14 protein-coding genes are annotated in these 12787 nt (G+C 38.3%); 6 read left to right on the forward strand and 8 right to left on the reverse strand.

All coding sequences use genetic code 11. The annotated features are described in order from the left end of the window. Positions 1-99: 99 nt before the first annotated feature. Positions 100-741, forward strand: coding sequence for a hypothetical protein (locus tag AWW67_RS14765; protein ID WP_071387151.1), 642 nt, complete (start codon positions 100-102; stop codon positions 739-741). Here AWW67_RS14765 and sufU read toward each other — a convergent pair. From sufU to AWW67_RS14790, 5 genes are all read right to left on the reverse strand, one after another. Next, positions 736-1164 (reverse strand): Fe-S cluster assembly sulfur transfer protein SufU, encoded by a 429-nt coding sequence (sufU, locus tag AWW67_RS14770; protein WP_062302685.1) that lies wholly within the window; start codon positions 1162-1164, stop codon positions 736-738. The two genes, AWW67_RS14765 and sufU, sit on opposite strands and share 6 nt — an antisense overlap. Next, positions 1161-2372 carry an aminotransferase class V-fold PLP-dependent enzyme gene (locus AWW67_RS14775; RefSeq protein ID WP_062302687.1) on the reverse strand — a complete coding sequence of 404 codons (1212 nt, stop codon included), beginning with the start codon at positions 2370-2372 and terminating at the stop codon, positions 1161-1163. The genes sufU and AWW67_RS14775 overlap by 4 nt, the downstream gene beginning before the upstream one ends. Positions 2373-2402: 30 nt before the next feature. Beyond that, positions 2403-3083 (reverse strand): GOLPH3/VPS74 family protein, encoded by a 681-nt coding sequence (locus tag AWW67_RS14780; protein ID WP_062302688.1) that lies wholly within the window; start codon positions 3081-3083, stop codon positions 2403-2405. 89 nt (positions 3084-3172) lie between these two features. Then, positions 3173-3832, reverse strand: a complete 660-nt coding sequence (locus tag AWW67_RS14785; protein WP_062302690.1) for a DUF6090 family protein — start codon at positions 3830-3832, stop codon at positions 3173-3175. Positions 3833-3921: 89 nt separating this feature from the next. After that, a complete protein-coding gene (locus AWW67_RS14790; protein WP_053224288.1) occupies positions 3922-4869 on the reverse strand; it encodes an acetyl-CoA carboxylase carboxyltransferase subunit alpha in 948 nt (315 codons plus the stop codon). 125 nt (positions 4870-4994) lie between these two features. On the opposite strand from AWW67_RS14790, the gene AWW67_RS14795 reads away from it, so the two are divergent. Continuing rightward, positions 4995-6074: an AI-2E family transporter gene (locus tag AWW67_RS14795; protein WP_062302691.1), complete on the forward strand. Its 1080-nt coding sequence runs from the start codon at positions 4995-4997 to the stop codon at positions 6072-6074. 65 nt (positions 6075-6139) lie between these two features. Next, positions 6140-6313: a hypothetical protein gene (locus AWW67_RS19110; protein ID WP_157608583.1), complete on the forward strand. Its 174-nt coding sequence runs from the start codon at positions 6140-6142 to the stop codon at positions 6311-6313. 54 nt (positions 6314-6367) lie between these two features. On the opposite strand, the gene AWW67_RS14800 is transcribed toward AWW67_RS19110, so the two are convergent. After that, the gene (locus tag AWW67_RS14800; protein WP_062302693.1) at positions 6368-7687 is read right to left on the reverse strand and encodes a M20/M25/M40 family metallo-hydrolase; all 1320 of its coding nucleotides are present in this window, start codon (positions 7685-7687) and stop codon (positions 6368-6370) included. A 238-nt stretch (positions 7688-7925) separates the two neighbouring features. Here AWW67_RS14800 and AWW67_RS14805 point away from each other — a divergent pair, with 238 nt between their 5' ends. Beyond that, a complete protein-coding gene (locus AWW67_RS14805; RefSeq protein ID WP_062302694.1) occupies positions 7926-8927 on the forward strand; it encodes a DNA/RNA non-specific endonuclease in 1002 nt (333 codons plus the stop codon). A gap of 17 nt (positions 8928-8944) precedes the next feature. Here the strand turns inward: AWW67_RS14805 and AWW67_RS14810 are convergent, their stop codons facing one another. Both AWW67_RS14810 and AWW67_RS14815 read right to left on the reverse strand, forming a co-directional pair. Further along, positions 8945-9544: a tetratricopeptide repeat protein gene (locus tag AWW67_RS14810; RefSeq protein ID WP_062302695.1), complete on the reverse strand. Its 600-nt coding sequence runs from the start codon at positions 9542-9544 to the stop codon at positions 8945-8947. Positions 9545-9858: 314 nt separating this feature from the next. Beyond that, positions 9859-10674, reverse strand: coding sequence for a 2,3,4,5-tetrahydropyridine-2,6-dicarboxylate N-succinyltransferase (locus AWW67_RS14815; protein ID WP_062302697.1), 816 nt, complete (start codon positions 10672-10674; stop codon positions 9859-9861). Positions 10675-10709: 35 nt separating this feature from the next. Here AWW67_RS14815 and AWW67_RS14820 point away from each other — a divergent pair, with 35 nt between their 5' ends. Both AWW67_RS14820 and AWW67_RS14825 read left to right on the forward strand, forming a co-directional pair. Next, positions 10710-11831, forward strand: coding sequence for a glycosyltransferase family protein (locus AWW67_RS14820; protein ID WP_062302698.1), 1122 nt, complete (start codon positions 10710-10712; stop codon positions 11829-11831). Between the two features lie 168 nt (positions 11832-11999). Further along, the gene (locus AWW67_RS14825) at positions 12000-12659 is read left to right on the forward strand and encodes a metal-dependent transcriptional regulator (protein ID WP_053224399.1); all 660 of its coding nucleotides are present in this window, start codon (positions 12000-12002) and stop codon (positions 12657-12659) included. Positions 12660-12787 lie beyond the last annotated feature (128 nt).

Below are 12787 nucleotides of genomic sequence, written 5' to 3' on the forward strand. Positions count from 1 at the left end.
TGAATTAAAATGTTAGACGAAATAGGGAAAGGTTGGGTGATCGTAGTAACTTCAATAATTGGTTTAAACAAAACTCAATAGCCGCATTCCAATTAAATCATGAGAACTATCAGCTTCGATGCCACAATATTTACACCGGGGAAAGGTATCTCTTTGAAAATCACTTCTCGAAGATTAATGAATTTCAGCTGGTCTGGCATTATATTTATCGCAATAACTTATTCATATTTCGACTTAAACAGCCCCCCCGATCACCCAGTTACTTACGTTATTGCAGTTTTAGCATCATTAATGCCCATTGCAAGTTATTGGGGTTATCATGCGAAAGAACATAAACATGGAAAATTAGAAGGAGAGCTATCCGTCACGAATGATGGCATAACCATTAATGAAGAAACCTACAGTTGGCCCAAAATCAAAGATTTACAATATAAAGTCGGCCATACTTTAAACGAACTACTATTTGACGACATCTTGTTTGACAGATATAGATATTATGGAGGACCAGCTTATTCAGCCGGTGTAGATAGTTACATATCTTTCAAATATAATGACGAGTATTTTAAATTTCGCTTTAGGTTAGAAACACCTTCTCATTTAGTTCAGTACAGAAACTTGATAAAGAGTCTTTACTATAATGACTATCTTCCACTCAATAAAACTTACGAGGGTCTACAGTTAGAATATGAAGAAATACAAATACTAAAGGAAGCTAAGAGACAACTGAAACAAACTTCATAAAACCTCCTTCAGCTTTTCCCAGGCTAGGTTGGCGCAGGTTAGGCGTTCAGGGAATTCTCGGGCGGAAGCAAAGGCCAAAAATTCTTCATCTGAAGTTAACGATTCGGGTGATTCACTGCTCTCAGGGTTAATTAGCTTCAAAAACAGCTCAACCAATACTTTTGCTTCGCTTTTGCTTTTCCCTAACAGTTGCTTTATGAGTACCGAAGTTGAAGCCTTTGAAATAGCACATCCGTAACCTCTAAAGGAAGTATTCTGAATAACATCTCCTTCGAACTTTAAGTACAGGTCAAATTGATCGCCACATACTGGATTATAAGCTTGAAGCTTATGGGTATAATCTTCCAAAACACCTTCATTAAAAGGATTTTTGGCATGGGCCAATATTTGGGTTTTGTAAAGTGCTTTTAGACGGTCGTTCATAAGAAGAAGCTTCTGATTTCGACTAAGGTATTTTTAAGTAAATCCACTTCTTCTTCAGAATTATAAATATTGAAAGAAACCCTCACCGTCCCTGCAATGTCAAGTTTTTGCATTAACGGATACGTGCAATGGTGACCCGCACGAACGGCAATGCCCTTTTCGGCTAAAAATGCTGCAATATCATGCGGATGAATTCCTTCCATCGTAAAAGAAAGGATGGCAGTACTTTTAGCATCTTTTGCAAAGAGTGTTAAACCTTCAATTTCTGATAAACGCTTCACCGCGTATTTTCTTAACTCAGCACCGTGTCTACCGATTTCCTCCACACCGACTGAATTGATAAAGTCAATCGCAGCTGCTAGACCAATTGTTCCTGCAATATTGGGCGTTCCGGCTTCGTGTTTGGCTGGCAAATCGGCCATCATTGTTTTATCTATACTCACTTGCTGCACCATTCCTCCACCATAAGCCAAGGGAGACATCTTTTCCAACAAAGCTTGCTTTCCGTACAAAATGCCAATCCCTGTTGGACCAAAAACCTTGTGTCCTGAAAAAGCCAGAAAGTCACAATCCATGTTCTGCACATTAATCTTTTCTGAAAGGGGCAGTTGCGCGGCATCTACAAAAACCTTGATGTTATGTTGATGAGCTAAATTGATAATACTCTTTAAATCATTCTTCACCCCCAGCGTATTGGAAATGGCAGTAATGGCCAGAATTTTCACCTTGTCAGTCAACATTGCAGCAAACTTGCTAAGATCTAAATTCAGCCCTGCATCTAGCGGAATCACTTTCAGTTTCGCGCCTTTTGATTGACAGGCTTGTTGCCAAGGAACGAAATTACTATGGTGCTCCATTTCTGAAACCAGCACTTCATCACCTTTTTCCAATTGCGGCAACAAAAAAGAGTTGACTACTTTATTAACAGCATCAGTGGTTCCTGAAGTAAAAATCACTTCCTTTTTAGAAGAGGCTCCGATAAATGCCCTCACCTTTTCACGGGCTTGATCATAATTAAAAGAAGCAGCGGTTGCCGGCCAATATAAGCCACGGCCTACATTCGCATAATAACCAGCATAAAATCCAGTAACGGCATTAATAACGCATTGAGGCTTTTGGGTGGTGGAAGCATTGTCTAAAAAAATCAGAGGCCTACCCTCTTTTCTTGCAGTCTCAAAAATCGGAAATTCGGACTTCAGCGATTGCATAGTTAAAAGATAGAGGATTTACCTTAATGGTTAATTGGATGAAGTAGTAACAGTAGTCACAACAATTGCAGACATCATGGCTACCATAATGGCCGCCTGAATTTCCCGAATACTTTTGTTCACGCTCTGGCTAATTTTAATATCCTGAGTAACTTCTTTGATCCTCTTCTTCACCACATTGTACTCTTCCTTATTACGAAAAGCTTCTTTAGTAAGGTCTGAAACATCAATTAAGCTCAAAAGCATTACATCACGTGCTTCTGATTTTGCTCCGCGAAGCATTACATCACTCAGGCGTTGCCTTACTTTATTCTCAGGTGTAATGTTGGTGGTTGGGTATTTATTGTTCGGAATAATCCAGAGAATCTTATGCTCTTCCTTCCGCAAAATACCTTTATTCTGAAGCCCAAGTAATGTATCCTCTTTAAGTTCTTTGGCCTGTTTTGACAGAACCTCAATCCACTTTTTGAGTTTACGAGGCTTTGAATTTTTAATCTGATCAATCACTTTATTGATGACCATTTCTACTTCATATTCGTCATGAATAAGCTTAAGCTTATCTCCTGATACATCAATCTTTTCGCGAAGTGCCATTTCTAGCAGAATAGCTCCTGCAAAGCCAAAGTACAAGTGTGTGGAGTCGATAACGAATTGACCTTTTTCGTCATCAAGGGCTATTAATAAAAATTCTTCGATGAGGTTGAGTTGCATGTTGTTTGTTTTGCCTTATTCTTGAAATCTTGGTTTGAACCGTTTTTAAAGGTCGTACTTTTTTTTCTTTCGTTCAAAGCTTAAAGCATCTACTTCAATTTCACCAACTCAGCATTTATATCTATCAGTAAGCTATCGCATTTAACGGAAGTTAAACGGTAAATTGCTTCTCTTTCTTTAAGTAGGTTGGTATAGCTTCCAATCATGTTTCTCACCTTATTATTTTTTAAAGGTTTATCATCGAATATTTCGTTTTGACCAAATTGAGCACTCCCAAACTGAATATTTTCAATCATATAGGGATAGATTTGCCCATTGACCAAGTCATGAATAAAATCATCGGCTTTGGCAATTTCGTCATAATGAAAATTGTATAAATCTGTAATAGACGCCCTCAGCTTATAATTACTGATCAAATCTAAAGAGCCAGCTTTTGCATTGAAATAAGGTGCTGAATAAGTACTTGTGATGTGGCCATATTTTAAATCTTCTAAAGGCCCACTCGCATAAACATAGCGCATCAGGAAATCGATGTTACGATTAAGCACTTTGGATGAATCCATAATATGTTTCAACTCTATATTATCATTGGTAATATCATCCCTTAACGAAGTCAAATAATTAATTTGACTCTCTCGGTCACGCCTTTTTTCGGCCCAATTCTCCATTGCAAAGGCAATCGTTATGCCGATAACCACCACCAAGAGTTCGATAAAATGATTGCGCCAGTTGATTTTACTTTTAGCCATAAAACAATATTTACAACTGAAAGTAGCTAAAAACAAAAGAACCACAAAGCGCTGGCCTTGTGGTTCTATAATCAGAATGTTTTTGTTTTTTATTCTATTACTGAGCCCATGTCAGAGAACTTCTCAATACGTAAATCAATACGCTCATTCGCATCCATGGTGCTTAACGCTTTAAGTTCTTCCAGAATATTCTTTTTAAGTTCGTTACACATCCACGGAATATTTCGGTGTGCTCCGCCAAGCGGTTCTTTTATAATTCCGTCAATTAAACCAAAGCCCTTCATGTCTTGAGCGGTAAGTTTCAACGCCTCGGCAGCTTGCTCTTTATAGTCCCAGCTTCTCCATAAAATAGAAGAACATGATTCTGGAGAAATAACAGAGTACCAAGTATTTTCTAACATCAAAACTCTATCTCCTATGGCAATTCCCAAAGCTCCACCCGATGCACCTTCACCAATAATGATACAGATGACAGGCACTTTAAGCATAAACATATCTCTGATATTCCTAGCAATAGCTTCGCCTTGACCTCGCTCTTCTGCCTCGAAACCTGGATATGCGCCAGGAGTGTCAATCAAAGTAACAATGGGAATATTAAATTTCTCGGCCATCTTCATTAAGCGAAGTGCTTTTCTATAGCCTTCGGGGTTGGCCATACCGAAATTACGCATCTGGCGTTGTTTGGTATTTCTACCTTTTTGTTGGCCAATAAACATTACTGTTTGACCATCAACGGTACCCAAACCGCCCACCATTGCTTTATCATCTTTAACCGTTCGGTCGCCAAACAGTTCGATAAAGTCATCGGTAATACTATATATATAATCCAGTGTATAAGGTCTATCTGGATGACGGGAAAGTTGTACTCTCTGCCATCTGGTTAGGTTCTTATAAGTTTCCTCCTTGAGGGTTTGGATTTTCTTTTCTAGAGATTTTATGTCCTCGCTCACGTTGACCTTACTGTTTTCAGCAAGCTCTTTCATTTCAGCAAGTTTCTCTTCAAGTCTGACAATTGGTTGTTCGAATTCCAAAAGCATTAGTTTAGTTGATTCAATGTACAAATTTAATATATAAACCCATGCCCACCTTATAAGAGAATGAAAATTTCGATGAAGGCAGGTCAATTCTTCATTTTTATGTACTTTTCGGTAAATCCCGTAATATGCTTCCCGATAACAATATTGTAACGATTAAAAACATACTGTTACTTTTTATGGGCATCGTCATAGTGCTCGTAATCAAAGAATTATCTGCACTTCTAATTCCATTGACCTTTGCCATTTTCATAGGCATTTTGCTACAGCCTGTTATTGCTTATCTGGACAGAAAAGGTTGGCCCTACATGCTAAGCATTACGGTAATAACGGTACTTACTTTAGGTTTTGTATTTCTTGTCGGCTTAATCGTGTTCGATACGGGCTTACAAATTGTAGATCAGAAAGATAAACTCTTAACGCAGATTGGAAATAAGCTTAATAGCTTAGTGATTCAATTCGAGAGTATTCCGGGCTTTTCGGCCCTAAAAGAGCGCGATTTCACCGAAACTTTATACCAAATTCTTTCTCCTGAAATGATGCTAAACACCTCGGGAATGGTAGCCACTGAAGTGGGGAATTTTGTATTCAACCTTGTGCTTTCTGCCATTTATTTGGTGGCGGTTTTGGGCAGTATTGTTAAGTATGAAAAGTACATCAGCTATTTAGAGGGAGATGATGATATTGGAAAACAACGTTTACTCAAGGCTTTTGTAGAAATTAAAGATGCTGTGGCCAGTTATATGAAGGTGAAGTTTTTCACCAGTTTAAGCACGGGGGCTTTCTTTGGAATTATTTGCTGGAGCTTTGGAGTGGACTTCGCGCTATTCTGGGGTTTTTTGGCTTTTATGCTCAATTTTATTCCTACTGTTGGGTCAATTATGGCCACCATCCCTCCTGTTCTGTTAGGCCTTATTCAGATAGACAATGGTTCCAGCTACCTGTTTTTCATTTTACTTCTGATTGCCACACAGTTTGTTTGGGGTAATGTTGTAGAACCGCTTATGATGGGCTCTAAAGTGGCCTTGAATACCGTAGCCGTTATTTTAGGGCTTGTAATCTGGGGGTATATTTGGGGAATTGCCGGAATGCTATTGTCTGTGCCTTTAATTGTATTGGCCAGAGTAATATTGGCTCAAATTCCAGATGCCGACCTTATTGTAAAACTGATGGGGCGAAGTCAGCTTGATGCTGACGAGACGGATTAAAGGTTCAGTTTTAAAGAACAGCACCTTTTTTACTTTAGATTGAAATTCAGAAACAACGAAGAAAAATGAAAAAGAAATCACTTATACTCATTGTTGCGGGCATGTCTGTTATTGTTGCTAGTCAATTCATAACACACTTTGTTTCTACATCAGACTTTCTGGGTGGAGCTCTTTTAGGCATTGGTATTGGTATAATATTTTTGGGCTTAGTTCGGCTAAAACCTAAGTCTGCCAAGTAAAACTTAGCAGTCATATTATTCTGAAGCTCCCAAAAGCTAAAAACTGAAGATCGCCTATTTCTTCGTTTTCAAATCCACCCCTTTATAAAGCCTATAAATCAAAACGGCTGCTCTTTTCGACTGCTTTGGCAAAGCACGAAGGTCTCCAGTTTCATTGATGGTATGATCGTCAGCGCCTGACATTCCCATGGCATCAATTCCCATTTCGATATGACCTGCAGTAAAGGAAATATCAGCTGCACCTGCATCGGCAGGGTTTACTGCTGTTACTTCTCCAAAACCCAAATCTTGACTCACTTTGCTAAACAAGTTCATGAGTTGATAATTTCCTTCGGTTGGCGCAAAAGGCGGATAACCTTCAGCAAAAGTGATTCTAGCGTTGGTGCCTGGAAGATGATTGGCCACAATTCGCTTCATGGTTTCTTGGGTTCTTGTAATTTGTTCTGGCGTTAAGGCACGAATATCGCCAGTGACCGTTACATCTTTCGACACTACATTATTCTTTCCAAAAGCGGTTCCAGTATTTTCCGACTTGTTGTAACTCACTTCAGTTCCACCTGCAATCATTCCAGAGTTGAAGGTTAAATATTCTTCTCCTGCTAACTCATCATAAAACTGATAGAGAATTCTAGAGGCTTCGTAAATGGCACCCGCTCCTACTTTTGGCTTAAAAATTTGTGAGGAATGAGAGGCATTACCCGTTACTGTTAATGTCCATCCAGAAGAACTTCTTCTGGCTACGTTTACTGTGGCAGGGTTTCCGTCTCCGTTTTCAAACCCCAAAGCTACATCTGCCCATTTTGCTGCATCAATCAATGCCTTTTTAGATTCAGAAAGGGGACTTCCTGAAAGTTCTTCATCGCCTGTCATCACCACAGTAATGTTCATATCCTTCAACAAACCAACACTGTGCAAAGCCGCCAGCGATTGAAGGATAATTACATCACCACCTTTCATGTCGGCAATGCCCGGGCCTTTGATGGTGTTTTCATCTACTTGAGACCATTTCTGATTCGGACTGTCGGGTTCGAAAACGGTATCTAAATGACCGATCATTAAAATCTTCTTTCCTTTTCCACCTTCAATACGCGCTACTAAATGGCCAGCACGATTGAATGACGATCCATCTACCCATTCTACTTCCATACCCAGCGCCTTGAACTTTTCCATCAAGACATCGCCTACTTGACGCACCCCTTCAAAATTCATGGTGCCGCTATTGATGTTGATCAACTCTTTCAGTAGGTTCAAGTATTCATCATTATGAGTATCGACATACTGAATTAGTTTCTTTTCGGTTTTATCAGTTTGTGCCGTTAATGGCGAAGCAATGATGAGTGCAACTAAAGCAAACAGAATAGATATTTTTCGCATTGTATATTTTTTACGATCGTTATTTAAAAGGAAGGTGTTGTTAGCGTAAAAACTGAGCTTACGGCCTGTCCTTTTTTCAAAATTGAAATTAAGAAAGATTATCGAGATGACGCATTGGGTTGTAGTTTGTCTTAACAATTCAGCGGATAAATGGTATATGTTGAAAAGTAATTTAGTGAATTAAAAAAAGTCCGCTCAAGAAAAATATCTTTATCATTGCGGAAAATCTGGATAAGGCATGGCAAAAAGGAAGGCAGCAGTTTCAAGTAGAGGTACATCTAAAAAGAAAACCACTTCGGGAAGAAAAGGGAAATCAGGAGGTTTTAGCCTTTGGAAATTCTCTTTAGGGCTTATCATCCTTATCGCCTTGGGCTATGGCTATCTGGCTATTAAAGAAGAAAAGCTAATTCCTTCGTTTTTTGATGAAGAAGTAACTCCAGTTTTATCACCTGAAGAACTTGATTCTAAACAGGAAATTCCAAAAACAGAAAAAACCACTCCTACAAAGCAGGAAGAAAGTAAAGTAGATTTTGATACTTACGACCTCTACTTCACCAAAGCCTTTGATTTTGCGTGGCCAGCTTATGAAACATCGCAGGCCATAATAGAAAGACCTTATTACACTTTGCGTTATAGCGAAGAACATGAGCAAGCTGTATGGGTTGCCTACACCCTATTTGCCGATAGTTTAAAACAAACCACCTTTGAAAGAAAAGATGATTTTAGAGAAGACAGTAGAGTAAAAACAGGCTCAGCTAGCTTAAATGATTACAAAGGAAGTGGTTATGACCGAGGCCATTTAGCACCAGCAGCCGATTTTTCCTATAGTGAATTTGCCTTGAGCCAGTCCTTTTTTATGAGCAATATGAGTCCGCAAGACCCATCTTTTAATCGCGGAATTTGGAAAAAACTAGAAGACCGAGTAAGAACTTGGGCGATTGAAAACGATCAGATTTATGTAGTTACAGGTCCTGTATTGAATAAGAAATACAAAACCATAGGTTCGAACCAAGTTTCTGTACCTGAATATTACTACAAGATTATTCTGGACATGAGAAAACCAGAAGTTAAAGCCATTGCCTTCTTAATGAAGAATGAAGCAAGTTCAGCACCACTTTCGTCATTCGTAGTCACTATAGACAGTGTTGAACAACTGACTGGGTTAGACTTTTTTCCGGGCATTTCAGACGAACTGGAAAACGCTCTGGAAAGTAGTTTAATGACTTCGAAATGGTTTTAACCTTAATAATTTCAAAATTAACGGCAGTGCTTTGCCAGTGCCTCAGAAGCCTCAGAAGAACCTAAAGCTTTAGATCGAGTAAAATCCTGACAAGCAGTTTTAGTCTGATTTAGAGCAATCTTTAGCGCTCCTCTGTAAAGGAATGCTTCAGCGTTGTCATTGTCAAAGTTAATGGCCTGATTGTAGTTTTCCATAGCTTTCTCAAAGTCGCCTTTTTGATGATAGCTTCGGCCTCTGAGCATGTACGCATCAGAACGCAAACCATCCAACTCTATCACTTTATCAAAAAATATGATCGCTTTGTTGAATTCTTTTTGATTGTACCAGAGCTTACCCATGCTTAAATTGGCATTCAGATTATCTCCATCAACATCTAAAACAGCTATAAAATCAGCTTTAGCCTTTTCCAACTGCTTTAATTCTTCATATGCCCTTCCACGATTATAAAGAGATTTAATATCTTTTGGATTGGTTTTAAGATATTCAGAGTAAGCCTCAACCGCCTCTTTAAAATTCCCTTCACTGTATAGCTGATCTCCCTTTCTAGTAACGTCATCATTACAAGAAAACAAGAAAGCAATTAGAACTAAAACCAAAAGAGATAAGCGATTTTTCATTGAATACGATATAAATGATTTTGAAGAATGAATCCGTTTCAGACAATGTCTAAGATTGATTCAGCCAATAATGGTTTAAAGGCTGCAAAAGTATTTGTTTAAACCGAATACAACAATGTTTTTAACAGAAGAAGGGCCCGAAGGCCCTTCTTTAGGTAGCGTGAAAGCACTCTACCCAACCATAATATGGTCAACTCAAAACAACACTTGTTATTACACAAAGCTGATACCAAAAAATAAACCACTGAAATTCAGTGGTTTATTTATTTAACTCTGTTGATTTTTTTCTCAGTACGAGAAATATATTCTCATTTTTACACAGCAACATTATTTTCGCGTAAAGCTTCGTTTAAAGAAGTTTTTTTATCTGTGCTCTCCTTTCTCTTACCAATAATCAAAGCTGCAGGCACATTATAGGTTCCTGCAGGAAACTCTTTTGCATAAGAGCCTGGAATTACCACAGACCTTTCAGGTACATACCCTTTATACTCTACTGGTTTTTCGCCTGTTACATCTATAATTTTAGAGCTTCCAGTTAAGGTAACGTTTGCGCCTAAAACAGCCTCTTTACCAACTCTCACCCCTTCTACTACAATACATCGTGAGCCAATAAAGGCGCCATCTTCAATAATTACTGGTGCGGCCTGAACAGGCTCTAGAACTCCTCCAATACCAACTCCACCACTTAAGTGTACATCTTTACCAATTTGGGCACAACTGCCCACTGTAGCCCAAGTATCAACCATAGTACCCGCATCTACATATGCTCCAATATTCACATAAGACGGCATCATCACTACACCGCTGCTAATGTATGCACCATATCGCGCTACAGCATGTGGTACTACGCGGATTCCCTTGCTTGCATAGCCAGTTTTCAACCTTATTTTATCATGAAATTCGAATGGACCAACTTCAATTGTTTGCATTTTTTGTAATGGAAAATACAGAATCACTGCTTTCTTAATCCATTCATTCACTTGCCAGCCATCTACAGTCGGTTCAGCGACTCTTATATCGCCACGATCAAGATCTTCGATCACCGTTTTTACGGCCAAAACCGTCTGTTTCTCTTTTAATAATTCTCGGTTGTCCCAAGCCGCTTCAATGATCTTCTTTAATGCCTCCATTAGTAATTAGAAATTTTCAATAAATTCGAATGTTCATGAACAAGACCAAACTTCTAATTGCTTCTACTTTAAAGCCCATTGACGATTCTCGCATGTACGAGAAGTTTGGTATTTCATTGGCGAAAACAAACGAATATGAGGTTAATATCATAGGCTTTACGTCAAAAAATACGTTAACTCACAATTCAATTCACTTTTTCCCACACGGACCTTTCGGAAGAATGTCTTTCGATAGGGTTAAAAACCCGTTCAAAACCTTTAAAATTTATATTAAAGTAAAGCCTAAAATAATAATATGTAATACCCATGAATTACTGATAGTTACATCTATATACAAAATATTATTTGGTGGTCGAATCATCTATGATTTGAGAGAAAACTATGTGAAAAACATTCGGAACACTAACGTTTTCAATCCTATACTCAGACCTTTTATTGCAGCTTATGTGAGAGCAAAAGAGTTAATCACTAAACCTTTTTTTGATGGTTTTATCATGGCAGAAAGAATTTACACTGAACAACTAAGCTTTGTTCCTCCCTATAAATCCATCGTGATTGAAAACAAGTTTATGCCTGTAGAAGTAACTGAGCATAAGTTAAAAACCAATTCAGAAAACACTGTTTTGCTATATTCAGGGACGATTTCAGCATCGAACGGAGTATTTGATGCCATAAAAATTACTGATGAGCTTCATAAGCTTGATTCAAACATAAGGCTGCGGATTATAGGCTACTGTGCTCTCAAAAAAGACCTTAGAGAACTTCAGGAAGCCATTTCGGACAAAGACTACATAGAGTTAATTGGAGGCGACTTCCTTGTTCCCCACCAACAGATTATTCAAGAAATAAAAATCGCAGACTTTGGCTTTGTGCTCAAAAAACCAAACAATGGTATAAATGATGACAAAATACTGACGCGCCTATTTGAATACTCCGCCAATAAGCTTCCTATGCTTCTTTTGAACAACCCTACTTGGGTTAAATTCTGTAATGAATTCAATGCTGCCATACCAATAAACCCTAATTATTTCAACCCTATTGAGATACTGGCTTTAATGAAGAATACTAACTTCTATACCCAAGGAAATACCAAATCTAGTTTATGGGAAAGTGAAGAATCTAAACTACTCGATTTCATAGCTCAATTTCGCGATTAAAATATTTAGATTAATCGAAATAATAATTTCGAAAAAACCAACCCACTGTAAATAAGTTATAAACACACGTTTTGATTAAATTTAGTTAATGCATAATTTTTTATTAGACCAATCTAAATACTATATTTGCGCTATAACCAGCCCTTACCTATAGCCACAAACACTCCTATGTTAAGCTTTGTAGAAGAGAATTATTTAAAGGCCATTTACCATCTTTCAGAAGCTGGGAAGCGTCCAGTGAACACCAACGCATTGGCAGAAGAAATGAAAACGGCTCCCGCTTCCGTAAGCGACATGATTAAGCGACTCTCTGAAAAGAGAATGGTGGATTACCAAAAATACCGAGGTGTAAATATTTCGGAAAAGGGAAAGATTAAAGCACTGCATGTCATTCGGCAACACAGAATTTGGAAAGTGTTTTTAGTAGAAAAACTCAACTTTCAATGGGATCAATTGGACGAAGTGGCCGAACAGTTAGAGCACATCAAATCTCCCCTACTCTTTCAGCGACTAGATGAGTTTTTGGGATTCCCTAAATTCGATCCGCATGGTGACCCAATTCCTGATGAAAATGGTCAGCTGATAGAAAAGCGTAAAGACCCAATAGCTCAACTTCCAGTAGGTACTGCTGGTATTGTGGTAGGTGTTAATGGATCGAGTGCTTCGTTTTTAAAGTATTTAGATAAAGTGGGAATTTCCATCGGTACAAGATTACAGATTGTGGACAGAATGGAGTTTGACGGCTCTGTAGACATAACTATTGACGGTAAGAAAACGATTACTATTTCCCCCACCGTTGCGGAGAACATCTTACTTTCAGAAGCTTGATTAACGTACAATTGATAAAGAGATCATTTCGAAGAAAAAACGGAAATGAAACTCACTGTTGAACAGACACTCAGACATAGTTATTTGCTAAATCTCTTGACAACATACTACAGAAGATATAGAGGTTG

The organism is Roseivirga seohaensis (genome assembly GCF_001592945.1).
Classification (GTDB): domain Bacteria; phylum Bacteroidota; class Bacteroidia; order Cytophagales; family Cyclobacteriaceae; genus Roseivirga; species Roseivirga seohaensis.